We start from the raw sequence: 24,866 nt of genomic DNA on the forward strand, positions 1-24,866 counted from the left end.
GGTTTCGCGATGGATCGAAACAATCCGAAACCCTGATTTCATTTACCCTTTGCGACCCCGTCATTAACTGCATGACGGGGCGTAGACCGTCTTGTGACGGCAGTATTACGGGTATCTGGATTTGTTTGGACGCGACGATCATCACGAACGCACGCTGAGCGCGCCCGCCATCTGCGCGGGTGTGGGCGTCCATTCGGGCGAGCGCGTGCGTCTGGCCATCCGCTCGGCGCCCACGGGCACGGGCGTGGTCTTCGTGCGCACCGACGTCACCGACCGTGACAACCGCATCCCGGTGTCGGGCGAGGCCGTGGTCGAGGCGCGCCTGAACACCATGATCGAAAACGCCGACGGCGTGCGGCTGTCCACCATCGAACACCTGATGGCGGCCTTCGCAGCCCTGGGCGTCTCCAACGTCATCGTCGAGGTGGACGGCCCCGAACTGCCGATCCTCGACGGCTCAGCCCTGCCGTTCGTGCAGTTGCTGGACCGCGCGGGCTTCCGCCGCCAGCAGGCCCCGGTCCGCTACATCGAGATCCTCGAGCCCATCGTGGTGGAAGAGGGCGACAAGCGCGCCGCCCTGCTGCCCTGCGACCGCTATGAAATGCGTTTCGAGATCGACTTCGACTCCAAGGTCATCGGCAATCAGGTGGTGGATTTCGTGGTCGACGAGGCCACCTTCCGCGACCAGATCATGGCCGCGCGCACCTTCGGCTTCGCCCAGGATGTGGAGGCGCTGCGCCGCGCCGGCCTGGCCCGCGGCGGCAGCCTCGAGAACGCCGTGGTCATCGACGGCGACACCATCCTGAACCCCGGCGGGCTTCGGATGGAGCGCGAGTTCGTCAAGCACAAGGCGCTGGACGCCATCGGCGACCTCTATGTGCTGGGCGCGCCCCTGCTTGGCCGCTACGAAGGCGTCAAGGCGGGCCACGCCCTGAACAACCAGCTGGTCCGCGCCCTTCTGGCCGCGCCCCACGCCTGGCGCGAGGTCACCCGCGTCCCGGAACTGGCCCAGGTCGGCTGACCCACGGCGGAATTCATTGACCGCCGGGCGTTCCGCGCCCTAAGCCCGTGCCATGCTGCAAAACATCGAAGCCCTGTCCCGTGAGGCCCGTTCCTGGCCGTTCGAGCAAGCCCGCAATCTGCTGGCCCATCTGCTCAAACATCGCCTGGGCACGGACGCCGAGCGCGACCTGGCCGCGACTCTGATCGGCAAGGACAAGGCGGACGAGGCCCTGGCCACGCTCCCGGCCCTCGCGCGCCCGGTAATCTTCGAGACCGGCTATGGCCCCTCCGGCCTGCCGCACATGGGCACCTTCGGCGAGGTGGCCCGCACCACCATGGTGCGCAACGCCTTTCGCGCCCTGACTGGCGACCACTGGCCCACCCGCCTGATCGCCTTCAGCGACGACATGGACGGCCTGCGCAAGGTTCCCGACGGCGTGCCCAACCCGGAGATGCTGGCCGAGGATCTGCACAAGCCCCTGACGCAGGTGCGCGACCCGTTCGGAACCCACGACAGCTTCGGCGCCCACAACAACGCCCGTCTTCGCACCTTCCTCGACGGCTTCGGCTTCCAGTACGAGTTCATGAGCTCGACGGAGGCCTATCGCTCCGGCCGGTTTGATCAGGCGCTGCTGACCCTGCTGGAGCGCTTCGACGCGGTGCAGGCCATCATGCTGCCCACGCTGGGCCCCGACCGCCGCGCCACCTATTCCCCCTTCCTGCCCATCAGCCCGATCACCGGCCATGTGCTGCAGGTCCCGACGCTGGAGCGCAATCTGGATCGCGGGACCATCGTGTTCGACGACCCGGCCGGTGGGCGCACCGAGGTTCCCGTCAGCGGCGGCCATGTGAAGCTGCAGTGGAAGCCCGACTGGGCCATGCGCTGGGCGGCGCTGGGCGTGGACTATGAAATGAGCGGCAAGGATCTGATCGACTCCGTCAAGGTGTCCTCCAAGGTCTGCCGCGCCCTGGGCGGCGTTCCGCCCGAGGGCTTCAACTATGAAATGTTCCTCGATGAGGCCGGCCAGAAGATATCCAAGTCCAAGGGCAACGGTCTGACCATGGACGAGTGGCTGCGCTACGGCACGCCGGAGTCCCTCAGCTGGTACATGTTCCAGTCGCCCAAGTCGGCCAAGAAGCTGCACTTCGACGTCATCCCGCGCGCCATCGACGACTATCTGCAGGCGATCGCAACCTTCCCGACGCAGGAGCCGCCCAAGCAGATCGACAACCCGGTCTGGCACATCCACGCGGGCGCCCCGCCGGAAAACGCCAGCCCGGCGTCCTTCTCGCTGCTGCTGAATCTGGTGGGCGTCGCCAACGCGTCGAACAAGGCGGAGCTGTGGGCCTATTTCGCCCGCTACCTGCCCGACGCCACGCCCGAGAGCGAACCGGTGCTGGACCGGCTGATGGGCCATGCGCTGAACTACTACGAGGACTTCGTGAAGCCCACGAAGGCCTTCCGCGCGCCCACGGAAGCGGAGGCCGCGGCCTTCCTCGACCTGGCTGCGCGCCTGCGCGCGCTGCCGGCCGACACCACCGACGGCGAGGTGATCCAGAACGAAGTCTATGCGGTGGGCAAGGAACACGACTTCCAGCCCCTGCGCGCCTGGTTCGCGGCCCTGTACGAAGTACTGCTGGGCCAGTCGCAGGGCCCCCGCTTCGGCTCCTTCGCCGCCATCTACGGCCTGGACCGCACCATCGCCCTGCTGGAACAGGGCGCGCGCGGGGAACTGGCGCAGTAGGCGAGGGCAGGCGCCACGCGCTCAAGCAGCGAGCGACCGCGTCGCGAGCGTTAGCGCCCTGGCTGCGCTCAAGCAGCGAGCGACCGCGTCGCGAGCGTTAGCGCCCTGGCTGCGCTCAAGCAGCGAGCGACCGCGTCGCGAGCGTTAGCGCCCTGGCTGCGCTCAAGCAGCGAGCGACCGCGTTAGCGCCCTCAACAATCATGAACCCCACCTAACCGCCCGCGTCTGAACCGCTTCAGCTTCGGGGGCCTAGCCTCTCCTCATCGACAACGATCGAGCAAAGGAGAGAGCGTCATGTCGAATCTGAAGTCTTCCTCGAAAGCCGCTCTGGCGGTGATCATGGCCGGCGCCATGGGCCTGGCGGGAACCGCATCGGCCCAGTCGTACGGTCCCCAGCCCCAGCGCCCCATGGGCTCCGGCATCATCGGCTGTGACGCCCCCGGCGGCCGCCAGCAAGCCGGCGCCGTGATCGGCGGCCTGCTGGGCGCGGCCCTGGGCACCCAGATTTCGCGCAACGAGCGTGAGCTGGGCGCGGTGGGCGGCGGCGTCCTGGGCGCAGCGGCCGGCTCCTACATCGGTTGCCGCCAGCAGCGCGCCCGCTTCGACAACTACAACGCCGGCTACAACAACGGCCATGCGGAGGCCGCGGCCCAGGCCAACGCCTATGTGGCCACCAGCAACCTGCGCATCCGCTCGGGCCCCTCCACCGGCTACGGCCAGGTCGGCTCGCTCAGCGCCGGTCAGAGCTTCCAGGTCGCCGGGGCGCAAGGCGAATGGCTGCAGCTCGCCGGCGGCGGCTACGTCCACTCCGGCTACGTCCGCCGCGCGTACTGACTCTCCCATCACACGCGAGGCGAGGGCCGCTCCGAAAGGGGCGGCCCTTCTTCGTGCCTACTGGCTGACCCACAGGATGCGCGCCATCCAGTCGATGTCGCGCGGGTGCAGGGTGCGGGGCGGATGGGCCGGATTGATGGAGCTCAGCTCCACCCGCGTGGCGGTCAGGCGCGTGACCTCTTTGGCCATGACCTCGCCGCCGGTGGTGCGCACCACCACCCGGTCGCCCTTGCGCACATCGGTCACGGCCCGGTCCACGATCACCACGTCGCCCTCGCGGTACAGGGGCGTCATGGAGTCGCCGCTGATCTTCAGGCTGAATCGCGTGTCCCCGGCGGCGGGCAGCAGGGTGCGGTCCCATCCCTGACCGGTGGGATAGCCCGCGTCGTCAAAGAAGCCGTCCGCCCCCGCCTGGGCCATACCCAGCAGGGGCACGCTCTCGGCCGAGGCCGCATCCCGCGCCAGCCGCGCGAAATCCCCCAGGCTGACCCCCGCCACGTCCAGCGCCCGGGTCAGGCTTTCGGTGGACGGCCAGCGCGGCCTTGGCGGCTCACCCGGCCCAAACCGCTTGGACCGGTTGAAGCTGGTGGGATCCAGCCCCGCCGCCCGCGCCAGCGCCGACGGCGTCAGGCCCTGCCGCGCCGCCAGCGCGTCCAGACCTTTCCACAATTGGGCATGCGTCAGCGCCAAGGCGATCTCCCGATTCGCCCGAAGGTATCATGAAATAGGAATAAAAGCCGCTATTCGAGCCCGGCGGCTCGCCGTTCCTGCCACACCCAGAAGGTGCCGACGGCAAGGGAGCCGAGCAGGCCGAGCGTGGCGAGATTCAACACGGCCAGATGTGACCAGGCAGGCAGCCGTGGGTCAAACCAGGGGATCAAAATCCCCGCCAGAATCAGTAACTGAAACGCCAACGCCCAAGAGGGCCAGGTTCTGTCGGTCTTCCAGGTCAGACCGATCAGGAACACGAGAAACACGAGATCAATCGCCAACATTCCATACTGTAGATGGAACAGGTCGGTCCTGTTCTGGACCAACATAGTCGCAAGCCAGGCCACCAGATAAAGGCCCGCGAAACCTCTTTCCGGCTCTTCGCCTTTCCACAAGGCGAAGCCCAGAACGGCGACCACAAGGACGGCCCCGATCTGGGTATAGAGTGTTTCGAACATGCGAACGCCCCCAAGTCGTGGACCTGGGGGCGATCATGAAGACATTTCGCATCAACCGAAACGGTCAATGCCGAGATTACGAAGAATTAAGCGACGCGCAGGTCCGGGCGAACGAAGGGACGCTCCGAGGGGCGCTCCATGTCGTCGGGCTTCTCGACGGGGCCGACGGCGTAGGTGCCCCAGCCCATGCGGCGGTGGTCCTTGGCCAGTTCCTGGTGCGCGGCGATGATGGCCGAGCGGGCTTCGGCGAGGGCGGCGACCGCTTCCATGGCCTTGGCCTGGGCGCCGGCGCCGGCGATGGCCGACACGCCGAGCGGCTCGCGCGACGCGATCATCGTCTGAACCAGCGCGCTGGACTGGGCGATGGCGGCGTCCAGCGCCTTCTCCGTGGCGTACAGCTCATTGGCGACGCCGTCGACGATTTCAGCCTTGTACACTTTAAGAACCCTCCACTGATGGTTAGTGAAGTGTTAACACGCTTCGGTCGCCATGGGTAGGGTCTTTACGTCTCGTTCACCATGTTCGCGCGAACGCCGCCCGATCCGTCCATGGGCGGCTGATCATCCGGCTTGTCGACAGGGCCTGCCGCCACGACGTCGAGACCCAGTCGACGGGCCAGCGCGGACAGGGTGCGATGGGCGCCGCCGAGACGGGCGCGCGCCTGCGTCAGGGCGGAGAGGGACGCGGCCAGATCATCAAAGGCGGCCTGACCGGTGGTCGCCGACAAGCCCGCCCGCATCCGGGCTTCCGGAAGCGCGGCGACGAGCACGGCTGTTTCAATCAGGGCGTGGTCAACCGCTGCTTCTGCAGCATGAACCTTCCGGCTCAGGTCCTTGCCGATGATGTCGCGATGCATTGCCCACTCCTCACTGATGGAGGAGAGAAAACACGCTTAACGCGAATAATGCAATATTACTCGTTTAGGTTGCCGAGCAGGAAATGCGCCGTCAGGGTCGCGATCGGCTGTCGGCGTTCATCCTGCCACGCCTCGACGGTCACCGTGGCGACCCGGCGACCGGCCTTGCTGACGTGGGCGCGAGCGAAGGTGTCCAGAGGCTTTCCCGAGCGAAGATACGCCACCGTCACATTGATGGGGCGGGGCAGTCGGGGCCGAGGGTGCAGCAGCGCCAGCTGGGCCGTGGCCGTCAGCTCCAGCATCGCGGCGGTGGCCCCGCCGTGTAGCGCCGGCAGAATGGGGTTGCCGATCAACTGCGGTGAAAAAGGCATCACGACCGTCAGTTCATCACCCGACACGAGTGACCTGAGCCCCAGGAAGCGGGCGTAGGGAATGCTGTCCAGATCGAACGCCACCGACTCGCTCACGCCGTCACCTGCGGGCGCGGCACATTGGCGCCGGGGCCGCGCTCGCCGTCGGAATTGACGATGTAGGCCGCCTGGGCCGCCGCGACCGGATCTTCCGGATCGCTGTCATAGGCGAAGGCGCGCACGAAACCGATGGAATGGGTCAGGCGATAACACCGGGCGCTGGCCCGAAGATCCAGGCCCGGCTCCGCCGCCCGCATGTAGTCGACTCTCAGATCCAGCGTCGCGATGGGTCGGAATTCGCCGAGTGCGACCCAGACGGCCAGTCCGCCCACATGATCCAGCATGGCGGTGACCAGGCCGCCGGCCAGCACGCCCGCTTCTGGATCGCCCACCAGCTCCTGGCGGTACGGCGCCGAGAGGATCACCGAATCGCCCTCCAGCGCCTCGAAACGAAAGCCGAGGGCGTGGGTGTGCGCCGCGCCTGCGGCCAGCTGGGGCAATAGGGATTCGATGGTCACGGCCATGAACCGTTCCTAGACCATTGTTTGAACTGGAGACAGCCTAGCCGGCGCGGCGCGCGGCCTCGGACGCCGGCTGGGAGTCCGCATCAGCCAGAGCCGTGTTCATGGCCATGCGAAGGCGTTCCGGCTTGATCGGCTTCTCCACCACGGCGGCCATGCCGCACGCGATGTACTTCTTGGCGTCGTCCGGGTCCGCGTTGGCGGTCAGGGCGATGATCGGCGTCGTCGCCGCCGGACCTTGCAGCGCCCGGATGGCCTTGGTCGCGGCGACCCCGTCCATGCGCGGCATCTTGATGTCCATCAGGATCAGGTCGAAGCGCGTGGCCTGCACGGCGTCCAGCGCCTCCTGGCCGTCCTCTGCGGTTTCCGAGGTGCAACCGAACATTTCGCAAAGGGCCTGGGCCACCACGCGGTTGGTGGCGTTGTCATCGACGATCAGAACGTGCGGCTGGCTCTGAAGATTCAGTTCGGCGATCTCTGAGACATTCGTATCGGCTTCGGACCTGATGATCGCCTGGGGCGCGCACAGGTCGAAGGCGAAGGTGACCCCCTTGCCCTGATTCCGTTCGGCCCAGATGCTGCCGCCCATGCCGTGAACGATGTGTCGGCAGATCGACAGGCCCAGGCCGACGCCGTCCGGGGCCGCGCCGTGGTCCGCTGCTGTGATGAAGGTGGCGAACAGGTCCTCTTCCGCCAGCCCGGCCAGGGCCGATCCGCTGTCGCGCACCCGTGCTTCGATAACGACGGAACCGCCGGTCGCGCGCGCCTTCAGGCTGGCCTCGACCATCCCGCCGCGCGAGAATTTGAGGGCGTTGCCGATGAGGTTGTCGAACACCTGCTTCAGGCGGCCGCCATCCATCTCGGCGGCCAGCTCGGTGTCGCCATCGTAACCGATCATCAGGCGAACGCCCTGGCCGAGCGCGCGCGGCTCCCATTCGGCCTGCAGTGCGTCCATCAGCCCCCGCAGGTCCGTGGGGCGCGGTTCAAAGAGCAGGTCGCCGGCTTCGGCGCGGCTTACGTCCATCGCGTCCTGCAGGATACGGAGCAGGGTATCCGAGGAGTCGACGATGGTCTGAACATGAGCCTGTGCGTTGGCCCCCAGCGGCTGGCGTTGCAGAAGCTCCGCCACCGCCAATACGCCATTCAGCGGTGTGCGCAGGTCATGGCCCAAGGCATTGAGAAAATCGCAACGCCCCCGAGCGACGGCCAGAGCGCGTTCCTGCTCCTGGACCCGCGCTTCTTCCTTGAGCGCCAGATCACGGATCTGCCGGTCCTTGCCCTCGCTCGCGGCGCGAAGCAGACCGACAGCCGTTCCTACGCCCCAGTAGGCGCCGTCACGGGTGACGATGAAGCCGCGCAGCAGGGCTCCGGGGCCGCTGTTCAGGATGGGACCGGCGAAGGCGTCGATCATCACGCCGGCATCGACCACAGCCGGCTCCGCGTCCATGAGCAGCTCGACGGACCGATGCGCATAACGGGCGTGCCCGTGATCGTCTGCGAATTTCAGCAGGAAGGCGTCCCGCTCGATCAGCCCGATCGGACGACCGTGCTCCACGACGGGTATGACGAGGGTGTCCGGCTCCCGGAGGAAGCGCGCGTACACCTCGTGACCGAGGGTATTCAGGCCGGCCGGCGTGATCCGTTCGGCGATGGACTCGATCGTCGGCATACGGCCGAGAACTCCCTGTTACCGGACCACACTGCCCCATCAGGCTTTGCCGAAGGGTTAAGCTGGGGATGAATCTCAAAAGGCGAGAGAATTCATTCGTCTATCGACGTTACTCCTTGCCGGATCCAGTCCGTGAACGCTGTCGATGAGCCCTCTTGTGCTACCGGTAACATCAGGATGCAGGCGTTGTCGTAAGGATGGAGGGCCAGAACTCGGGTTTTCAGCGTCGGCGCGGCGACCGCCGTCGTCTTGAACAGGGCCGGAACCTCCACCGTTTCCTCGACGGCGGCGGACCAGCGATAGATGGAGCGCATCGGGGCCAGCACGTTTACGCAGGCGCACAGCCCTTCGCCCACCAGAACGCGCCCCGCCGCCGCCGCGCTTTCCGCGTCGGGCCATGTGGTGTAAAGCACCGCCACTTCGTTTTTCATCACTGGACTCCCTTGCATGCGCGCGGCCCCCGGGCCGACCGCAGATTTGTCATGAGCGCTTCCCCGATCAACCCTTCGTCCTCCGCCCTGGTTCTGTTCTCGGGCGGGCAGGACAGCGCCACGTGCCTGGCCTGGGCGCTGGACCGTTTCGCGCGGGTCGAAACCGTGGGCTTCGACTATGGCCAGCGCCATGCGGTGGAGATGCAGGCGCGACAGACGGTGCGCAGCGGCATGGCCCGCGTCTTGCCCCGATACGCCGACCGCCTCGGCCCCGACCATGTGGTGGACATCACCGGCTTCGGCCGGATCGCCGACAGCGCCCTGACCGCCGACCGGGCCATCGAGATGGACGCGCGCGGCCTGCCTACCACCTTCGTGCCGGGCCGCAATCTGGTGTTCCTGACCTACGCCGCCGCCCTGGCCGACCGGCGCGGGCTGGAGGTGCTGGTGGGCGGCATGTGCGAGACGGACTACTCCGGCTACCCCGACTGCCGCCGCGAGACCATGGACGCCATGCAGCAGGCCCTGTCCCTGGGTCTGGACAAGCCGGTCCCCATCGCGACGCCCCTGATGCATCTGACCAAGGCCCAGACCTGGGCCCTGGCTGACGATCTGGGCGGCGAGGCCCTCGTGAACCTCATCATCGAGGACAGCCACACCTGCTATCTTGGCGACCGCGAGCACGGTCATCCGTGGGGTTACGGCTGCGGAACCTGCCCGGCGTGCGAGCTGCGCGCTGCCGGTTATCAGCAATGGGCGGCGGGCGACGCGTGACCTACACCGTCAAGGAAATCTTCCTCACCGTTCAGGGCGAGGGCGGCCAGGCGGGCCGCCCGGCCGTGTTCCTGCGCTTTTCCGGCTGCAACCTGTGGAGCGGGCGCGAGCAGGACCGCGCCACGGCCGTCTGCTCGTTCTGCGACACCGACTTCGTCGGCGTCGGCCCCGACGGCGGCAAGTTCGCCTCGCCGGATGATCTGGCCGACCGCGTCGCCTCCCTGTGGCGGGGCGGGCAGGGAGGGCCTCGTCTGGTGGTCTGCACCGGCGGCGAGCCCCTGCTGCAGCTGGACCCGCCCCTGATCGCCGCCCTGCACGACCGCGGCTTCGAGATCGCGGTGGAGACCAACGGCACCGTCGTCGCGCCGGACGGGCTCGACTGGATCTGCGTCAGCCCCAAGGCCGACGCCCCGGTTCTCCAGACCACGGGGCAGGAGCTGAAACTGGTGTATCCCCAGGCCCTGGCACGGCCCGAACAGTTCGCGGACATGGCCTTCGAACGCTTCTGGCTCCAGCCCATGGACGGCCCGGACACCGAGGCGAACACGGCGGCGGCCATGGACTACTGCCTGCAACACCCCAAATGGCGCCTCAGCGTCCAGACCCACAAATACATCGGCGTGCGTTGACCCCTGACATGACCCAGCCTGTCTTCGAAATCACCAAGGCCGCCACCTTCGATGCGGCGCACCACTTCCCCAACGAGCCGGAGGGCAGCCCCTATCGCCGCATCCACGGCCACTCGTTTCAGGTGGAGGTGTCGATCCGATCCGACCGGCTGGACGCCAACGGTTGGGTCGCGGACCTGAATGCGCTGGACGCTGCGTTGAAGGCCGCCGCCGGCGAGCTGGACCACGGCATGCTGAACGAGCACGAGGGGCTCGAAATCCCCTCCCTCGAACACCTGTGCCTTTGGTTCGCCCGCCGCCTGACCCCCGCCTGGCCGGGCCTGTCCCGCGTGGTCGTCAGCCGCCCCACCATCCACGAACGCTGCGCCCTGGAGCTCTGACGCAAAAGAAAAACCTCCCCCGCACGGGGCGGGGGAGGCGAGGCGGAGTGTCTTTATCGGTCGAGGATCAGAACCGGCCCTTCAGCCCGATGGCGAAGGTGGCGCCGTATTCCTCGAACTGCAGGGTGGTGTCGGGCGTGCCCTGGTACAGCTCCAGCGGGTCATCCAGCAGGTTCTGCGCCTCGAACAACATCTCGATGGCGTCGTTCACGCGGAACGAGGCGGTCAGGTCCAGCTGCTGGCTCTCCATCACATAGATGTCGAACTCGCGGCTGTCGCCGATCTCCTCCAGGTACTCGCCCCGGAAGGAATAGCTGACCCGGCCGCTGAACCGGCCCTGCTCATAGCCCACGTAGAAGTTGGCCGTCTCTTCCGCCGCCTGGGGCAGGCTGAAGGTCTCGGTGCGGCCGTCCACGTTGAACTCGGTGTCCAGCAGGGTGGCGTTGGCGCCGATCAGCACGCCGTCCAGCGCCGGGGCCCAGCGGCCCAGTTCCTGCTCCAGATTCAGCTCGATGCCGCGGATCGAGGCGTCGGTGCCGTTGACCGGCCGCGTGACCTCGAAGCCCGGGAACATGGCGTCGTTCTGGAAGGTGCGCTCGACGATGTAGCTGTCCAGCTCCTTGGAGAACAGGCCCACGGACATCACCGAACCGCCGCCGGGATACCAGTCCAGCAGCAGGTCCAGATTGCTGGATTCGTAGGGCTCCAGATCCGGGTTGCCCATGTCGATCTCGACATCCTCGTTGTTGATCTCGAAGCGGGGCGACTGGTCGCCAAAGCTGGGCCGCGCGATGGTGTTGCTCCAGGCCGCGCGGATGACCAGATCGTCGCGCGGGGTGAAGCGGGCGTGGATGCCCGGCAGGACGTTGGTGTAGCTGGATTCGACCGAGCGCGGGTTGATGGTCAGATCGCCGTTATCGTCAAAGTTCAGCTCCGAACCTTCGGCCGAGAACTCGGTGTGCTCAACCCGCGCGCCGACGATGAAGCGCCACGGGCCGTTGTCCCAAGTGCCCATCAGATAACCGGCCGACACGTCCTCGTCCGCCGAATAGTCGTCGGCCACGTTCAGGATCAGGTTGTCCTCGACGTCCTGCGGGCGCTCCAGGATGTCGCCCAGGTTGGCGTTGTAGTAGTCCACGAACAGGTCGCTGCTGATCCCGTCGCCGATGGGGTGGAACGGATAGTCGGGCGCGTCGGTGGTGAACTGGTCCAGCCGCACGTCCGGCACGTCGCGCAGCTCGGTTTCGCCCACATCGGCCACCTTGCTCTTGAAGCGCATGTCCACGCCGCCGCTCAGGGTGAAGCCCGCCACGCCGAAGGCGTCCGCCCGCTCGACGTTGAAGTTCAGGTTGGTGTCGTCGTCGTCCACGAACTTGGGCACCAGAACCACGCGATCCAGGGCGTAGTTGGCGTTGTTCAGATAGCTCGCATCCGCCGCGCCGCCGTCACGGATTTCGAACGTCGGGATGCCCGAGCCCTGGCGAACTACGGCGTCCAGGGGCGACTGATCGTTCTCAAACCTGCCCTCGATCTCGTCAGGCACGTTCTCGTCGGTCATGGAGTGGCCGATGCGGTAATCGAACGACCACAGCCCGCGCTGATGTTCGCCGCCGAAGGCCAGGGCCAGGGTGTCCTGATCCTTGGTGCGGAAGCGGATGCGGCGACGGAAGCCGTCCTCGGCGATGTCCTCATAGGTGGCGGTCTCGCCGTCGAAACCGGTCAGGTCGCCGTCGGCGAACACGAAGATGCTGCGCTGGCGCGTCTCGGCGTCGGTGAAGCGGCTGAACAGGGCGTTGGCGAAGAAGGTGTCGTTCGCCGTCGGCCGGTATTCCAGGTTCAGGTTGGCGCCATAGCGTTCGCGATTGACGAAATACTTGCGCAGCTGGACTTCCTCGACCACGAACTCGTCGTCGCCCAGGTCGTCGTTGAAGCTGTAGGCCGCCTCGATGTTGTCCGACTGGAAGTTGCGGTCCAGGTAGTTCATGCCCAGCGAGACGCCCAGGTTGTCCTGACCGCCGCCGACGCTGAACAGGCTGGTGTAGTTCAGGCGCGCTTCCGGATTGAAGTCCTCGCTCAGCTCGCTGTACGAGCCTTCCACGCGATAGCGGAAATTGTAGTTCTGGTTCTCGTTGAACGGCGAGCCCGAGCGCACGTCGATGGAGCCGCCGATGGCGTCGCCCGGCATGTTCGGGGTGGGAACCTTAACGATCTCCAGCAGGTCGATGGAGCCCGAGGGGATCACGTCCAGCGGCACGGCGCGGTCGCCGTCCTCGGGCGTGCCGATGCGCATGCCGTTGATGGTCACGGTGCTCAGGCCCGGACCGACGCCGCGCACGCTGACGAAACGGCCCTCGCCCTGGTCGCGGGTGATGGACACGCCCGGCAGGCGCTGCAGGCTCTCGGCCACGTTCTGGTCGACGAACTGGCCGATGTCGTCGGCGGCCACGTAGTTGGCGATGGCGTCGGAGTTGCGATAGCGGTTCAGGGCGTCGTTCTGGGCGATGCGCTGCGACATCACCACAACCTCGGCCACGGTCACGCCGGCCTCGCCGCCCAGGGCGACGTTGACGCTGGCCGCACGGCCTGCGGCCACCTCGACGGTCGCGCTGGCGTCCGCCAGACCCAGATAGCTCACAGTCACCGTCGCGGCGCCGGCGGGCACGCCGGTCAGGGTGAAGGCGCCGGCCTCGTCGGTCAGGGCGACCACGGGGCTTCCGGCCACGCTGACGCGAGCGCCGGTCAGGGGCGCGCCGGTCTCGGTCGAGGTGACCCGGCCCTGAATCTGGCCGGCGGGCGCCTGGGCGTAAACGGCGGCGGGGGCGAGAAGCGCCAGCACGGAGGCGGTGGCGAGGGCTCGGGCGGTCAGGGTCATGGTGCGGTCCTCGGTGGGCGTCGCCGACCGCACGGAATGATCCGCACACGGTCTGACGACTTTCGAGGCCCGCTATGGCCAAGCTTCATGACACCGATGTCTTGGTTGTGTGTCAGTCCTGCGAACTTGACCTTGGGGCGGTGCGCCGCCGTGGGGATGAGGCAATCAGGTCACGCCGGACGAAACACAGACCCCAGCCCCGCCTCGCCGTCACACACGACCAAGCCCCGCCGGACCAGATCGATCAGGTGCGCCAGCACCGACAGCGAGGCGGCCGGCCACAGGCGCTGATCCACCGCCGCGTACAGGGCCGGGACCATCTCGCCGATGGTGCGGTCCCCCGCCTCCAGCCGCGCGAGAATCTGGGCCTCGCGCTCCAGTCGGTGCGTCCTGTACGCCGTCAGGAACGGCGCCACGTCCGTAACCGGCGCGCCGTGGGTGGGCCACAGGGTCTTGAACCCCCGCGCCGTCACCCGCTCAAGGCTGTCCATATAGGCGCCCATGTCCCCGTCCGGCGGCGCCACCACGCTGGTGGCCCAGCCCATCACATGGTCGCCGCTGAACAGGGCGTTCTCCTCGATCAGGGCGAAGGCCAGATGGTTGGACGCATGCCCCGGCGTGGCCAGGGTCTCCAACGTCCAGTCCGGCCCCACGATCCGGTCGCCGTCCGTCAGGATCACATCCGGTCGGAAAGCCTGATCCTCCGCCTCGTCCAGCCCGCCCGACGCATGGGTCTCCCGCGCCGGCGGCCGCGCCGCCAGCACCAGCGCCCCCACCGCGTCCGCGAAAGGCCGGGCCAGCGGCGCATGGTCCCGGTGCGTGTGGGTCACCAGCACATGGCTGACCGTCTCGCCCTCAACCGCCGCCAGCAGGGCCTTCAGATGCGCCGCGTCGTCCGGCCCGGGGTCGATCACCGCTACGGTTCCGTTTCCGACGATGTAGGTTCCCGTCCCCGTGAAGGTGAACGGTCCAGGATTGTTCGCCGTGACCCGCCGGATGCGCGGCGAGACGCGGCGGCAGACGCCGTATTCGGGATCGAACGCTTTCACATAGGGGATCATGGCGTCCCATTCCGGACGGCGCGGCGCTTGCGGTCAAGACGGTCTGAACCGCCCGGAGACGCCGAAATGGCCCGAACTATCGCCCTTGACGCCCTCATCACTGTCTCAAATCGGCTCCAGCCGCTGATCGCCGCCGTGCTGTGTGTCATGGCGATGCAACTGATCGCCGCCGCCTGCACGCCCGAACCGGCCGCGCCCTATGCAGTGCGCGCGGCGGTGGAACGCTAGAGCGGCAGGCCTGACAGGTCATAGCCTGCGGCGGCCGCGGCCGCCCGCGCCTCATCCGGCGTCATCTCTCCCGACGACGCGCGGCCCATGGCCCATGCAGCGGCCGAACGCATGCCGGACCGGCAATAGATCAGCGCCGAGTCCGACGTGTTCAGCAAATCGGCCATGGCGGTCGCCTGCTCGGGCGTGGGGCGGCCCTGAATGGGCTGCCAAGCGTAACTCAGGCCCGCCGCCCGCGACCAGGCCTCAATCTGAGCAGAGGTCGGCTGGCCGGGGTCTTCGCCATCGGGCCGGTTGTTGATGATGAGCGTGACGCCCAGATTCCTGGCCGAGGTTACGTCGTCCTCGCTGATCTGGCCCCAGACATGAACGCCCGGTTCAAGCGATCGGAAGCTCACTGGTCCCGCCGTACGCGAATGGCGCGGCTGCTGCCGACGGTCATCATGAAGCTGCCGAGGGCGGCGCGGCGAACCCGCACTTCGGTACCCTCACGGTTGGGGAAGAATACCGATTCCGAATCAATCTGGCGCCAGGTCGAGCCGTCGGCCAGGCGGAAAACCCATTTGCCGTCGCCGCCGCGGCTGGCCCGGGTCAGGGTGGTCTCCACGCTGGACACCTCGTCTTCGCCCGTGGTCACGCGCCCGAATGCCGGAAGGCTGGGCAGGTCGAAGCCGAACAGGGCGCGGCGGCTGTCGCGCACCTGGGCGCGGTCCACCACCACCACCTCGCCTTCGCGCTCGGCGGCGTCCAGCGCGGCTACGGCGGCGTCATAGCAGGCCAGTCGCGCGGCCTCGTCAGCCGTTGCCCTGCAAGCCGTCAGCCGGTTCAGCAGCTCCGGCCGGGGCGCTTCCTGGGCCTGGGTCGAGAAGGGAACGGCCAGCACGGCCACAAGGGGGAGCGCCTTGCGAAGAAAAGTCATGATGCGAACCTCGGTCGTCGACGATGTCGCACACCTATGACACCGGCGGCGGTGCTTCGCCAGCAAGGGCCTTCGGCGACAGAACCGTGGCGCGAATGCGACAGTCTGGCGACGACAACCTTACAGGCCTGTAATTCCGTTGACGCTGTTACGCCGCAATTCCTATCGTGCCGTCCAATCTGCCGGGAATTTTTCCGGTGGGTGACTGCTGAATCAAACGTACCGGACGGGGGCAGGTCGGTCATTTTGACCGATACAAACGCCGGTCTCAGGAGGGTGACCCTTGAACATCCAGAATACTCGTGAGCGCTTGCTGGCCTCGACGATGATCGGCGGCGCTGCGCTGCTGGCTCTCGCCGCGACGCCTGCCATGGCGCAGGACCAGGACCAGGAAGCGACCCGTGTCGATGAAATCGTCATCACCGGTACGCGTATCGCCCAGGCGAACCTGGTGACCACCAGCCCGGTGACCCAGGTCACGGGCGAGGACATCACCAACGCCGGCGTTTCGCGCGTCGAGGACCTGGTGAACCAGCTGCCGCAGGTGTTCGCCGGTCAGACCTCGACCGTCGTGAACGGCTCGTCCGGCACGGCCACGGTCGACCTGCGTGGTCTGGGTCCGAACCGCACCGTGGTGCTGATCGACGGCCGCCGCATGCCTTACGGCTCGCCGGCCATCGCCGCCGCCGACCTGAACCAGATCCCCTCCGCCCTGGTGGAGCGTGTTGAAGTCTACACCGGCGGCGCCTCGGCCGTTTACGGCGCCGACGCCGTGGCCGGTGTCGTCAACTTCATCATGCGCAAGAACTTCGAAGGCGTGCGCGTGGACGCCAGCTACGGCTTCTACCAGCATGAGAACGACTACGACGGCGTGGGCAATGTGCGCGCCGAGATCGCTCGTCGCGGCATCACCAACCCGGCCGAGTTCCAGCTGCCGGACGACAATGTCACCGACGGCGAAACCATGCAGTTCAGCCTGATCGTCGGCACCGACGTGGGCGGCGGCCGCGGCAACATCACCAGCTATTTCACCTATCGTGAAAACAACCCGGTGTTCCAGGGCGACCGCGACTACTCGGCCTGCGCCATCGGCGCTCCGAACGCGGCCAGCGGCGCGGACACGTTCAGCTGCGGTGGTTCGGCCACCAGCGCGGGCGGCTACTTCACCGACTTCCTGACCTACGGCTATACGCTGGATCAGGGCAGCGGCGGCTTCGTTAACTACAACCCCGACATCCACGCCTACAACTACGGGCCGATCAACTACTACATGCGTCCTGAGGAGCGTTACTCCTTCGGCGTGTTCGCCAACTACGAGCTGAACCGCGCGGCTGAGGTCTACACCCAGCTGATGTTCACCGACAGCTCGACCCTGGCCCAGATCGCGCCCTCGGGCTCGTTCTTCAACAACGCCACCATCAACTGTAACAACCCGCTGTTGCTTGAGGCGTTCGCCAACTCGGATCCGCTGGTCGCCAACCCCGCCGACATTGGCTGTGACGCTGCGGCGATCGCCGCCGGTGACGACACCACGTTCTACGTCGGCCGCCGTAACGTCGAAGGCGGTCCGCGCGTCCAGGACTACAACCTGAACTCCTACCGTCTGGTGGGCGGTCTGCGCGGCGACATCAGCGACGCCTGGTCCTACGACCTGACGGCGCAGTACGCCCGCGTCCAGTATACCGACCAGTACATCGGCGACTTCTCCATCCAGCGTCTGGGCCGCGCCCTGGACGTGGTGGATGTGGGCGGCACCCCGACCTGCCAGTCGGTCATCGACGGCACGGATCCGAACTGCGTACCCTACAATCCCTTCAGCCCGGGCGGCATCGACCAGGCCCAGCTGGACTACCTGACCCTGCCGCTGATCGCGACCGGCTATGTGACCAATCAGGTCCTGACCGCCGCCATGACCGGCGACCTGGGCGTCTATGGGGTGCAGAGCCCCTGGGCTTCCTCGGGCATGCAGGTGGCCTTCGGTACGGAATATCGCCGTGATTACCTGACGCTGAACCCCGACTCCGGCTACGGAAGCGGCGACGGCGCGGGTCAGGGCGGCGCCTTCATCGGCATCGCCGGCGCCACCACGGCGCGCGACTACTTCGGCGAGTTCATCCTGCCGATCGCGGAGGGCCTGCCCTTCGCCGAGTCCATCACCCTGGACGCCGCCTATCGTCACTCCAAGTACAACCTGGCCGACGACACCGACACCTACAAGGTGGGTCTGGACTGGGCCCCGACGAGCGACGTGCGCTTCCGCGCCTCGTACGCCCGCGCGGTCCGCGCGCCGAACGTGTTCAACCTGTTCAGCGCCCAGAACGTGGTCCTGTTCGGTCGCGGTTCGCCCGATCCGTGCGGCGCCGGCGGTTACGCCACCCAGGCGCAGTGCGTCGCCACCGGTGTTCCGGCCGCGGCCTACGGCTCGGTCGGTCTGAACAGCCCGGCCAACCAGTACAACCAGCAGACCGGCGGCAACACCGCCCTGAACGCGGAAGAAGCCGACACCTACACCTATGGTGTGGTCTTCACCCCGACCTTCCTGCCGGGCTTCAACCTGTCGATCGACTATTTCGACATTGAAGTGGCTGGGGCCATCGGGGCCTTCGGTGCCTCGAACACCATCGACGCCTGCTACGGCGGCGCGCCCTTCAACGCGCCCGATCCTGCGGCGTGTGCGCGTCTGAACCGCGCTCCCGGCGGCCAGCTCTGGACGAACAACGGCTTCGTCGAGAACCTGTCCATCAACACCGGCGGCATCATCACCCAGGGTGTCGACTTCGTCGCCAACTACAACATGAACCTGGACGACTTCGGTCTGGCGGGCATGGGCGGCCTGGCGTTCAACCTGACCGGAACCTGGCTCGACACCCTCGAGATCCAGCCCGCCGACGGCGCTCCGACGCTCGAGTGCGCCGGCTTCTATGAAGGCTCCTGCGGCTTCGGTTCGCCTGAGTGGCGTCACCGGTTCACCACCAGCTGGTCGACCCCGTGGGATGTGAACCTGCTGCTGACCTGGCGCTACCACGGTGAGGTCGAGCACTTCGGCCTGACCGGCGCCGGTCTGGACCGCATCGACCGCTACTTCGATGCCTACAACTGGTTCGACGTCGGCGCGACCTGGCAGGTGTTCGACAACACCCGCTTCCGCGTGGGCATCAACAACGTGTTCGACGAAGATCCGCCGCTCAGCTACTCGGGCAACGGAAACGGCAACACCTACCCCGGCGTCTATGACGCCATGGGTCGCTACATCTTCTTCGGCGTCACCGCCGACTTCTAAGAAGCTGACAGCGAGAAAATGGGGCGGCGGGCTTTCGGGTCCGCCGCCTTTTTTCTTGGACGGTGCGTGATTTCGCCGCCCCAGAAAAACCACCTGAGCCGTTCATGCGTTAGGGTGATCAGCCGGGCGACCGGCGCCGTCACGACGATATTCAGGATACCGCATGACCGTTCTGCTCGCTCTCGCCGCCGCTCTCGCCATCCAGTCGCCGGATGACGGCCCGATCCGCACGGGAGGCAGTTCCGTCGAGAGCGCCGAAGCCGTCAGGGTTCGTGAGGCGATCGCCTACGCCAACCCGCTGCCGCCGGGCGCCCCGACGAACGATTACGCCCTGGTGGCCTGGTGCGACGCGCTCGTCTCGGGTCACGTGCGGTTGGGCGAGACCCTGACCGAACCCTCGGACCTGGATCTTGAGATCATGCGGTTGGGCCGGCTGGAGGCCGCCGATTTCCGCGCCGGTCTGACCGCCGCCCGTGAACGCCAGTCGCCCGAGACCCTCGCCGCCGCCGAGGCCGCCGTCGCTGAGCGCACGGCCCTGTGGGACGCGGCCGTGGCCCGCGAAGATGAAGCGGATCGCAGTCAGGTCTTCGGCCTGTTCTTCGGCTTGCCGGGCCGCTGCGAGCACGCCGCCCGGCGTCTGCGCGACAATGTCACCACCCCGCCGGCGACGCCGGAGGAAGTCGGCCTGGAGTAGGGCGAAACCTCAGCCTTCGCGCTGCATCCTGACAAGCCAGCCGATCAAGGCGCCCCGGTCGTCGCGCATGTCCTGAAACGGTTCCACAGTCAGGCCCGACCCGCGGGCGTGATCGGCGAATTTCTGAATGCCGGTCTCATCGAGGGCTGAGCGGATCTGGCTGTGCTGGCGTCGGCGCCATGCCGCATTGGCGTCTGCGGCCCGCGCCAGGCTCTCCAGCGCGCTCTGCGGTTTGTACGCCGACGTTCTTCGGGCCAGATCGCCCATGAAGTCCATATACTGGCGCGCGGTCAGCGCCCGGGGATCGTCGCCCATTCGGGCGTGTGCGCGGTTCAGGCCGTTGCGGAACGCCGTTTCCGCCGCAGTCACCCGGTCCGCCGACTGACCCGCCTGATGGGCCCTGAAGGCTTGCCTGGCCAGGCGCATCAATGCGCCATCCGCTTCCACGCGCTCGAGCGCGGCCAGTTGCACGCGGGCCTGTTCAGTGATGGCGCTGCGGTCGTGGTGCATCAGCAGCTGCGCGGGAGCGCCCCCCTTCAGCACGCGGGCCAACTCGGCCAGGGCGGATCTGTGGTCCGCGTATTCAATGCCGAACTGAGAGGACGCGGCGTCGAACGAAGCCGCCGCGAACGGCAGCTGTTCAAGGCGGACGCCGCCCATGAGCTGGAAGGCTCCTCGATGCGGGGGCAGTTCAGCGTAATCGACCCCGACGACCTCGAACCGGCGGCCATGGGCCCGGGCGGCGTCGCAGGCGTATCCGGCCACCTGGCCGCCGCCGGTCGCCAGATCGATCAGCCGCGCGCCGTCAGGCAGGCCCGCGAAGAACGAAACCCACAGCTCGCGCGCCTCGAAGGGCCTCGCGCCCCCGGCGGCGCCCAGAGTCATGACCTCGGGCCTGGCGTCCCGCCAGTAGTCGCTCCAGTGGCCTGCGGCGTCGGCTCCCGATCGTGTCATGAGGTCTCGAACCCTGGCTGCTGCGGTCGCCAGCGTAGCGGACAGAACACCGCGTCCCCAAACGGAAAGCTTCTGGGGCCATCGCCGGCGAAGTTCTCTCGGATCATGCAGTCCTTTGCAGGTCGGGGCGATCGCGCTATCGCCTGAGCATGTCCATGCGCCCGCTGTTCGTGACCCAGGTCTATGAGGCCTCCCTCGCCGATACGCCCGGCTTCGAGGCCCTCAACACGGGTCTGCTGGAGCTGATCGAAATGCTCGCGTCCGAGGACACGGCCGGCCGCGCCTGGTGCCGCACCCACGGGTATCGGGGCTACACCTCATACGGGTCGCTGAACGACCTGCCGCGCCGCTTCCCGGAGTTCGCGGACCTCAAGCGGCTTCTGGATCGCCATGCCGCCGCCTATGCAAAGGCGCTCAATTTCGATCTGGCCCGCAAGCCGCGCCTCGACAACCTGTGGGTTAACGTCCTTAAGCCCGGCGGCGGCCATTCCGGCCACATCCACCCCCACGCCTTCCTGTCCGGCACGGTCTATCTGTCGGCGCCGGACGGCGCCTCGTCCCTGAAGCTGGAGGACCCGCGCCTGCCCATGATGATGGCGCGCCCCGCCGTCCACGCCGAGGCGCCCGAGGCCGAGCGCCCCTTCGTCTACCTGGCGCCCGCCGAGGGCACGATCCTCATCTGGGAAAGCTGGCTCCGCCACGAGGTCCCGCCCAACGCCGCCAGGTCCGAGCGCATCTCCATCAGCTTCAACTACGCCTGAGGCCCGCCAGACCGTCCCACGCCAGCATGGCCGCCCGCGCCGTGCCGCGCAGCTCGTCCGCCGTGGCGCCGTTGCGGGCGCGGAAGGCCATGCCCTGCTGCACCGTGGCGTAGAAGGCGGCCATGGCTTTCAGATCCGCGTCAGGCGCGATTTCGCCCGCGTCCCGGCCTTGGCGCAGGCGAGTCTCCGTCGTGGCGATGGTGCTCTCTCGAATCTGCCTGATGTCGTCGCAGGCGGCCGGGGGCAGGGCGTCGGGGTGGGCCGCCGAAAGCGCCACGAGGCAACCGGTGGGCCTGTCCTCGACGTCCGCCGCCCCGGCCGTCGCCATCAGCACCGCCTCCATGGCCTCGCGGGCCGTGGCCGACGCCATGGCGCTGCACAGCACCCCGCTGTTGGATTGCTCGTACAGCTGGACCGCCTCGCGAAACAGCTGCTCCTTGTTCCCGAACGCCGCGTACAGGCTGGGGGAGTTGATCCCCATGGCCTCGGTCAGATCGGCCATGGACGTGTCCGCATAGCCCTTGGTCCAGAACACCCGCATGGCGCTGGCCAAGGCCTGGTCACGATCAAAACTGCGAGGGCGGCCGCGCGTCGGCACCTTTCGGACTCCTTATTCGAATGATCGATACATAATCCCTTGACGAGGGGGAGCAAGCTTTCCATCTGGAGTTCTGTGCTATTCATTACAGAAAGGCTGCACATGACGTCCTCCTCTCTCCCACTCTCCGGCAAGCGCGCCCTCGTCACCGGCGGCAGCCGCGGCATCGGCGCCGCCATCGCCCGCCGTCTGGCCGCTGACGGCGCCGACGTGGCGATCACCTATGAAAAGTCCGCCGACGTCGCCGAGGCCCTGGCCGAGGAAATCCGCGCGAGCGGGCGCAAGGCCGCGGCCATTCAGGCGGACGCCGGCGCCGTCGCCGGAGCCCAAGCGGCCATCGACGGCGCCGTCGCCGCTCTGGGCGGCCTCGACATCCTCGTCAACAACGCCGGAATCGCCCGCATGGGTGACTTCGCCGATCAGCCGCTGCAAGAGATCGAGGCCCAGCTGAACGTCAATGTGCGCGGGGTCATGCTGACCACCCAGGCGGCCCTGAATCACATCCCCGAGGGTGGCCGGATCATCACCATCGGCAGCAATGTGGGCGAGAAGGTCCCCTTCGGCGGAATCACCGTCTACTCCGCCACCAAGTCGGCGCTGGAGTCCTTCACCCGCAGCCTGGCGCGGGAACTGGGGCCTCGTCATGTCACGGTCAATCTGGTGCGCCCGGGTCCGGTGGACACCGACATGAACCCCGCAGATGGTCCGATGGCCGCGTCGGTGCTCGGCTTCCTGGCGCTGGATCGCTACGGTCGACCTGAAGAGATCGCGGGCGCCGTCGCCTACCTCGCCGGTCCGGAAGCGGGCTTCATCACCGGCACGGGCATCGTCATCGACGGCGGCGCCAACGCCTGATTCCGCCGCCTTCAAACCGCCGCGCCGAAGAGGTAGCCATTTGCCTCACGGCGCGGCGGTCGCTACATCACGCGCCAACCTCCCCATACGAACGCAAGCAAGGGCGCAACGTACCTCATGGCGCAGCAATACATCTTCCAGATGCAGGGCCTGACCAAGACCTTTCCTGGCGGCAAGAAGATCTTCGAGAACATCTGGCTCAGCTTCTACAACGACGCCAAGATCGGCGTGGTCGGGGTCAACGGCTCCGGTAAATCCACCCTGCTGAAGATCATGGCCGGTCTGGACACCGAGTTCTCGGGCGAGGCCAAGGCCGCCGACGGCGTCAAGCGCGGCTATCTGGAGCAGGAGCCGCACCTGAACCCCGAGCTGAACGTGCGCCAGAACGTCGAGGCTTGGTGCGAGGAGAAGCAGTGGGTCGAGCGCTTCAACGCCATCGCCGCCGAAATGGCCGAGGACTACTCCGACGAACTGATGGAGGAGATGACGGCGCTGCAGGAGAAGATCGACGCCGCCGACGTCTGGGACATCGACAGCCGCATCGAAATGGCCATGGACGCCCTGCGCTGCCCGCCCGACGACTGGGAGGTCACCAACCTGTCCGGTGGTGAGAAGCGTCGCGTGGCCCTGGCTCGCCTGCTGCTGTCCAAGCCCGACATGCTGCTGATGGACGAACCGACCAACCACCTGGACGCCGAGTCCGTGGCCTGGCTGCAGCATCACCTGGAGAACTTCCCCGGCTGCGTCATTCTGGTGACCCACGACCGCTACTTCCTGGACCAGGTCACCAAGTGGACGCTGGAGCTGGACCGCGGCAAGGGCCACCCCCACGAGGGCAACTACTCCAGCTGGCTGGAAGCCAAGCAGAAGCGTGTTGTCCAGGAACAATCCGAGTCCGAGGCCCGTCAGCGCGCCCTGACCCGCGAGCTGGAATGGGTCCGTTCCGGCGCCAAGGCCCGTCAGGCCAAGTCCAAGGCCCGTCTGGCCGCCTATGAGCGCATGGTCGAGGAGCAGGAGAGCGCCCGCGACGCCCAGACCCACGCCCACATCCAGATCCCGCCCGGCCCGCGTCTGGGCAATGTGGTGCTGGAGGTCGAGGGCCTGCAGAAGTCGTATGGCGACAAGCTGCTGTTCGACAACCTGACCTTCAAGCTGCCGCCCAACGGCATCGTCGGCGTCATCGGCCCCAACGGCGCCGGCAAGTCGACCATGTTCAAGCTGATCACCGGCCAGGAAAAGCCCGACGGCGGGTCCATCAAGGTCGGCGAGACGGTCAAGCTGGCCTATGTGGACCAGTCCCGCGACGACCTGAAGCCGGACGAGACCATCTGGCAGGCCATCTCCGGCGGCACCGACGTGATGATGGTGGGCAAGCGCGAGATCAACACCCGCGCCTATGTGGGCAGCTTCAACTTCAAGGGCGGCGACCAGCAGAAGAAGGTCGGCCAGCTGTCGGGCGGTGAGCGCAACCGCGTGCACCTGGCCAAGACCCTGGCGTCCGGCGGCAACCTGATCCTGCTCGACGAACCGACCAACGATCTGGACATCGAGACCCTGCAGAACCTGGAAGAGGCGCTGGAACAGTTCGCCGGCTGCGCCGTGGTCATCTCCCACGACCGCTGGTTCCTGGACCGTCTGGCCACCCACATCCTGGCCTTCGAGGGCGACAGCCACGTGGAATGGTTCGAGGGCAATTTCGAAGCCTATGAGGAAGACAAGAAGCGCCGCCTTGGCGCCGACAGCCTCATCCCCCACCGCATCAAGTTTCAGAAGTTCGGGCGCTGAGACCCGGCGCGGCTGATCACAGGCTGATCAGCCGCGCGTCATCCGAACCCGGTTTCCCTGGGGGGCGACGCTTTCGTATGTCCCCGGGGCCGTACGCGCGAGAAACTGGCGTGTGAGGCCGCGCTGATCCGTCAGCTCGATACCGTCTGACGTGGGGCGCCAGCCGCCTAGTTGCGCCACAGAAGCGTTCCGCGCGCACCCGGGGCTGACTTCCAGCGACCAGGTTTCGCCGGCCGGAGGCGGCGCGGCCAATGGGATGGGGCTCAGGGACACGGCGCAGCTGTCGCCGTTCCATTCCAGCCGCCATTCCCCGGCCAGCTCTTCAGCGGCAGGCAGTCTCGGACTGGTCATTGGCAGAGCCTTTGAAGCGGCGGACAGCGCCAGGATAAGGGCCATGGCGCAGAATGTAATCGCACTGCGTGTCATGTGGCGTCATCAC

At 67.1% G+C, this 24,866-nt stretch carries 27 protein-coding genes; 12 read left to right on the forward strand and 15 right to left on the reverse strand.

Annotated elements, in window-relative coordinates; genetic code table 11:
- The first annotated feature begins 121 nt into the window (after positions 1-121).
- From lpxC to ACI8U3_RS01365, 3 genes are all read left to right on the forward strand, one after another.
- A complete protein-coding gene (gene lpxC, locus ACI8U3_RS01355; protein ID WP_415013061.1) occupies positions 122-1,021 on the forward strand; it encodes a UDP-3-O-acyl-N-acetylglucosamine deacetylase in 900 nt (299 codons plus the stop codon).
- 52 nt (positions 1,022-1,073) lie between these two features.
- Complete coding sequence (locus ACI8U3_RS01360; protein ID WP_415013062.1) at positions 1,074-2,747, forward strand: lysine--tRNA ligase; 1,674 nt, start codon at positions 1,074-1,076, stop codon at positions 2,745-2,747.
- 294 nt (positions 2,748-3,041) lie between these two features.
- On the forward strand, positions 3,042-3,581 hold the full coding sequence (locus ACI8U3_RS01365; RefSeq protein WP_415013063.1) for an SH3 domain-containing protein: 540 nt from the start codon (positions 3,042-3,044) through the stop codon (positions 3,579-3,581).
- Between the two features lie 57 nt (positions 3,582-3,638).
- Here the strand turns inward: ACI8U3_RS01365 and ACI8U3_RS01370 are convergent, their stop codons facing one another.
- The 8 genes from ACI8U3_RS01370 to cutA form a co-directional block, all read right to left on the reverse strand.
- Entirely contained in the window at positions 3,639-4,271 is a 633-nt protein-coding gene (locus ACI8U3_RS01370) for a S24 family peptidase (protein WP_415013064.1), read from the reverse strand.
- A 50-nt stretch (positions 4,272-4,321) separates the two neighbouring features.
- Positions 4,322-4,750 (reverse strand): hypothetical protein, encoded by a 429-nt coding sequence (locus ACI8U3_RS01375; protein ID WP_415013065.1) that lies wholly within the window; start codon positions 4,748-4,750, stop codon positions 4,322-4,324.
- Between the two features lie 86 nt (positions 4,751-4,836).
- Positions 4,837-5,187, reverse strand: coding sequence for a hypothetical protein (locus ACI8U3_RS01380; protein WP_415013066.1), 351 nt, complete (start codon positions 5,185-5,187; stop codon positions 4,837-4,839).
- 65 nt (positions 5,188-5,252) lie between these two features.
- On the reverse strand, positions 5,253-5,606 hold the full coding sequence (locus tag ACI8U3_RS01385) for a hypothetical protein (RefSeq protein ID WP_415013067.1): 354 nt from the start codon (positions 5,604-5,606) through the stop codon (positions 5,253-5,255).
- A 56-nt stretch (positions 5,607-5,662) separates the two neighbouring features.
- On the reverse strand, positions 5,663-6,073 hold the full coding sequence (locus ACI8U3_RS01390; protein WP_415013068.1) for a PaaI family thioesterase: 411 nt from the start codon (positions 6,071-6,073) through the stop codon (positions 5,663-5,665).
- On the reverse strand, positions 6,070-6,540 hold the full coding sequence (locus ACI8U3_RS01395) for a PaaI family thioesterase (protein ID WP_415013069.1): 471 nt from the start codon (positions 6,538-6,540) through the stop codon (positions 6,070-6,072). The genes ACI8U3_RS01390 and ACI8U3_RS01395 overlap by 4 nt, the downstream gene beginning before the upstream one ends.
- A gap of 37 nt (positions 6,541-6,577) precedes the next feature.
- The gene (locus ACI8U3_RS01400) at positions 6,578-8,206 is read right to left on the reverse strand and encodes a response regulator (RefSeq protein WP_415013070.1); all 1,629 of its coding nucleotides are present in this window, start codon (positions 8,204-8,206) and stop codon (positions 6,578-6,580) included.
- A gap of 92 nt (positions 8,207-8,298) precedes the next feature.
- Positions 8,299-8,637 (reverse strand): divalent-cation tolerance protein CutA, encoded by a 339-nt coding sequence (gene cutA, locus ACI8U3_RS01405; RefSeq protein ID WP_415013071.1) that lies wholly within the window; start codon positions 8,635-8,637, stop codon positions 8,299-8,301.
- A gap of 51 nt (positions 8,638-8,688) precedes the next feature.
- Between cutA and queC the strand changes: the two genes are divergently transcribed.
- The 3 genes from queC to ACI8U3_RS01420 are packed head-to-tail and all read left to right on the forward strand — an operon-like array spanning position 8,689 to position 10,420.
- Positions 8,689-9,411, forward strand: a complete 723-nt coding sequence (gene queC / locus ACI8U3_RS01410; protein WP_415013072.1) for a 7-cyano-7-deazaguanine synthase QueC — start codon at positions 8,689-8,691, stop codon at positions 9,409-9,411.
- Entirely contained in the window at positions 9,408-10,040 is a 633-nt protein-coding gene (queE, locus tag ACI8U3_RS01415) for a 7-carboxy-7-deazaguanine synthase (protein WP_415013073.1), read from the forward strand. The genes queC and queE overlap by 4 nt, the downstream gene beginning before the upstream one ends.
- Positions 10,041-10,048: 8 nt before the next feature.
- Positions 10,049-10,420 (forward strand): 6-pyruvoyl trahydropterin synthase family protein, encoded by a 372-nt coding sequence (locus ACI8U3_RS01420; protein ID WP_415013074.1) that lies wholly within the window; start codon positions 10,049-10,051, stop codon positions 10,418-10,420.
- Positions 10,421-10,487: 67 nt separating this feature from the next.
- Here the strand turns inward: ACI8U3_RS01420 and ACI8U3_RS01425 are convergent, their stop codons facing one another.
- Together ACI8U3_RS01425 and ACI8U3_RS01430 are read right to left on the reverse strand one after the other, a co-directional pair.
- The gene (locus ACI8U3_RS01425) at positions 10,488-13,292 is read right to left on the reverse strand and encodes a TonB-dependent receptor (protein WP_415013075.1); all 2,805 of its coding nucleotides are present in this window, start codon (positions 13,290-13,292) and stop codon (positions 10,488-10,490) included.
- 170 nt (positions 13,293-13,462) lie between these two features.
- Positions 13,463-14,353: an MBL fold metallo-hydrolase gene (locus ACI8U3_RS01430; RefSeq protein WP_415013076.1), complete on the reverse strand. Its 891-nt coding sequence runs from the start codon at positions 14,351-14,353 to the stop codon at positions 13,463-13,465.
- 66 nt (positions 14,354-14,419) lie between these two features.
- On the opposite strand from ACI8U3_RS01430, the gene ACI8U3_RS01435 reads away from it, so the two are divergent.
- Complete coding sequence (locus ACI8U3_RS01435) at positions 14,420-14,581, forward strand: hypothetical protein (RefSeq protein WP_415013077.1); 162 nt, start codon at positions 14,420-14,422, stop codon at positions 14,579-14,581.
- Here the strand turns inward: ACI8U3_RS01435 and ACI8U3_RS01440 are convergent.
- A complete protein-coding gene (locus ACI8U3_RS01440) occupies positions 14,578-14,979 on the reverse strand; it encodes a TIGR01244 family sulfur transferase (RefSeq protein ID WP_415013078.1) in 402 nt (133 codons plus the stop codon). The two genes, ACI8U3_RS01435 and ACI8U3_RS01440, sit on opposite strands and share 4 nt — an antisense overlap.
- Positions 14,976-15,500: a hypothetical protein gene (locus tag ACI8U3_RS01445; protein ID WP_415013079.1), complete on the reverse strand. Its 525-nt coding sequence runs from the start codon at positions 15,498-15,500 to the stop codon at positions 14,976-14,978. Before ACI8U3_RS01445 ends, ACI8U3_RS01440 begins: the two co-directional genes overlap by 4 nt.
- Positions 15,501-15,783: 283 nt before the next feature.
- Between ACI8U3_RS01445 and ACI8U3_RS01450 the strand changes: the two genes are divergently transcribed.
- Both ACI8U3_RS01450 and ACI8U3_RS01455 read left to right on the forward strand, forming a co-directional pair.
- Positions 15,784-18,780 carry a TonB-dependent receptor domain-containing protein gene (locus tag ACI8U3_RS01450; protein ID WP_415013080.1) on the forward strand — a complete coding sequence of 999 codons (2,997 nt, stop codon included), beginning with the start codon at positions 15,784-15,786 and terminating at the stop codon, positions 18,778-18,780.
- 163 nt (positions 18,781-18,943) lie between these two features.
- On the forward strand, positions 18,944-19,474 hold the full coding sequence (locus tag ACI8U3_RS01455) for a hypothetical protein (RefSeq protein WP_415013081.1): 531 nt from the start codon (positions 18,944-18,946) through the stop codon (positions 19,472-19,474).
- 9 nt (positions 19,475-19,483) lie between these two features.
- Here the strand turns inward: ACI8U3_RS01455 and ACI8U3_RS01460 are convergent, their stop codons facing one another.
- Positions 19,484-20,428, reverse strand: a complete 945-nt coding sequence (locus ACI8U3_RS01460; protein WP_415013082.1) for a methyltransferase domain-containing protein — start codon at positions 20,426-20,428, stop codon at positions 19,484-19,486.
- A 149-nt stretch (positions 20,429-20,577) separates the two neighbouring features.
- Between ACI8U3_RS01460 and ACI8U3_RS01465 the strand changes: the two genes are divergently transcribed.
- Positions 20,578-21,189 (forward strand): TIGR02466 family protein, encoded by a 612-nt coding sequence (locus ACI8U3_RS01465; protein WP_415013083.1) that lies wholly within the window; start codon positions 20,578-20,580, stop codon positions 21,187-21,189.
- Here ACI8U3_RS01465 and ACI8U3_RS01470 read toward each other — a convergent pair.
- Complete coding sequence (locus ACI8U3_RS01470; RefSeq protein WP_415013084.1) at positions 21,176-21,787, reverse strand: TetR/AcrR family transcriptional regulator; 612 nt, start codon at positions 21,785-21,787, stop codon at positions 21,176-21,178. The two genes, ACI8U3_RS01465 and ACI8U3_RS01470, sit on opposite strands and share 14 nt — an antisense overlap.
- Before the next feature lie 102 nt (positions 21,788-21,889).
- Between ACI8U3_RS01470 and ACI8U3_RS01475 the strand changes: the two genes are divergently transcribed.
- Both ACI8U3_RS01475 and ettA read left to right on the forward strand, forming a co-directional pair.
- Complete coding sequence (locus ACI8U3_RS01475) at positions 21,890-22,642, forward strand: SDR family oxidoreductase (RefSeq protein WP_415013085.1); 753 nt, start codon at positions 21,890-21,892, stop codon at positions 22,640-22,642.
- Between the two features lie 117 nt (positions 22,643-22,759).
- Positions 22,760-24,427, forward strand: a complete 1,668-nt coding sequence (ettA, locus tag ACI8U3_RS01480) for an energy-dependent translational throttle protein EttA (protein ID WP_415013086.1) — start codon at positions 22,760-22,762, stop codon at positions 24,425-24,427.
- A 27-nt stretch (positions 24,428-24,454) separates the two neighbouring features.
- Here ettA and ACI8U3_RS01485 read toward each other — a convergent pair whose 3' ends face one another.
- Complete coding sequence (locus tag ACI8U3_RS01485; RefSeq protein ID WP_415013087.1) at positions 24,455-24,853, reverse strand: AprI/Inh family metalloprotease inhibitor; 399 nt, start codon at positions 24,851-24,853, stop codon at positions 24,455-24,457.
- Positions 24,854-24,866 lie beyond the last annotated feature (13 nt).

Source organism: Brevundimonas sp. (assembly GCF_047617075.1).
GTDB lineage: Bacteria > Pseudomonadota > Alphaproteobacteria > Caulobacterales > Caulobacteraceae > Brevundimonas.

What these genes read in the sequence shown, in the direction of transcription:
- ACI8U3_RS01360 (WP_415013062.1), top strand. Translation starts at nt 1,074, where the DNA reads ATGCTGCAAAACATCGAAGCCCTGTCCCGTGAGGCCCGTTCCTGGCCG.
- ACI8U3_RS01365 (WP_415013063.1), top strand. Translation starts at nt 3,042, where the DNA reads ATGTCGAATCTGAAGTCTTCCTCGAAAGCCGCTCTGGCGGTGATCATG.
- ACI8U3_RS01375 (WP_415013065.1), bottom strand. Translation starts at nt 4,750, where the DNA reads ATGTTCGAAACACTCTATACCCAGATCGGGGCCGTCCTTGTGGTCGCC.
- ACI8U3_RS01385 (WP_415013067.1), bottom strand. Translation starts at nt 5,606, where the DNA reads ATGCATCGCGACATCATCGGCAAGGACCTGAGCCGGAAGGTTCATGCT.
- ACI8U3_RS01395 (WP_415013069.1), bottom strand. Translation starts at nt 6,540, where the DNA reads ATGGCCGTGACCATCGAATCCCTATTGCCCCAGCTGGCCGCAGGCGCG.
- ACI8U3_RS01400 (WP_415013070.1), bottom strand. Translation starts at nt 8,206, where the DNA reads ATGCCGACGATCGAGTCCATCGCCGAACGGATCACGCCGGCCGGCCTG.
- cutA (WP_415013071.1), bottom strand. Translation starts at nt 8,637, where the DNA reads ATGAAAAACGAAGTGGCGGTGCTTTACACCACATGGCCCGACGCGGAA.
- queC (WP_415013072.1), top strand. Translation starts at nt 8,689, where the DNA reads ATGAGCGCTTCCCCGATCAACCCTTCGTCCTCCGCCCTGGTTCTGTTC.
- ACI8U3_RS01420 (WP_415013074.1), top strand. Translation starts at nt 10,049, where the DNA reads ATGACCCAGCCTGTCTTCGAAATCACCAAGGCCGCCACCTTCGATGCG.
- ACI8U3_RS01425 (WP_415013075.1), bottom strand. Translation starts at nt 13,292, where the DNA reads ATGACCCTGACCGCCCGAGCCCTCGCCACCGCCTCCGTGCTGGCGCTT.
- ACI8U3_RS01430 (WP_415013076.1), bottom strand. Translation starts at nt 14,353, where the DNA reads ATGATCCCCTATGTGAAAGCGTTCGATCCCGAATACGGCGTCTGCCGC.
- ACI8U3_RS01435 (WP_415013077.1), top strand. Translation starts at nt 14,420, where the DNA reads ATGGCCCGAACTATCGCCCTTGACGCCCTCATCACTGTCTCAAATCGG.
- ACI8U3_RS01445 (WP_415013079.1), bottom strand. Translation starts at nt 15,500, where the DNA reads ATGACTTTTCTTCGCAAGGCGCTCCCCCTTGTGGCCGTGCTGGCCGTT.
- ACI8U3_RS01455 (WP_415013081.1), top strand. Translation starts at nt 18,944, where the DNA reads ATGACCGTTCTGCTCGCTCTCGCCGCCGCTCTCGCCATCCAGTCGCCG.
- ACI8U3_RS01460 (WP_415013082.1), bottom strand. Translation starts at nt 20,428, where the DNA reads ATGACACGATCGGGAGCCGACGCCGCAGGCCACTGGAGCGACTACTGG.
- ACI8U3_RS01465 (WP_415013083.1), top strand. Translation starts at nt 20,578, where the DNA reads ATGTCCATGCGCCCGCTGTTCGTGACCCAGGTCTATGAGGCCTCCCTC.
- ACI8U3_RS01475 (WP_415013085.1), top strand. Translation starts at nt 21,890, where the DNA reads ATGACGTCCTCCTCTCTCCCACTCTCCGGCAAGCGCGCCCTCGTCACC.
- ettA (WP_415013086.1), top strand. Translation starts at nt 22,760, where the DNA reads ATGGCGCAGCAATACATCTTCCAGATGCAGGGCCTGACCAAGACCTTT.
- ACI8U3_RS01485 (WP_415013087.1), bottom strand. Translation starts at nt 24,853, where the DNA reads ATGACACGCAGTGCGATTACATTCTGCGCCATGGCCCTTATCCTGGCG.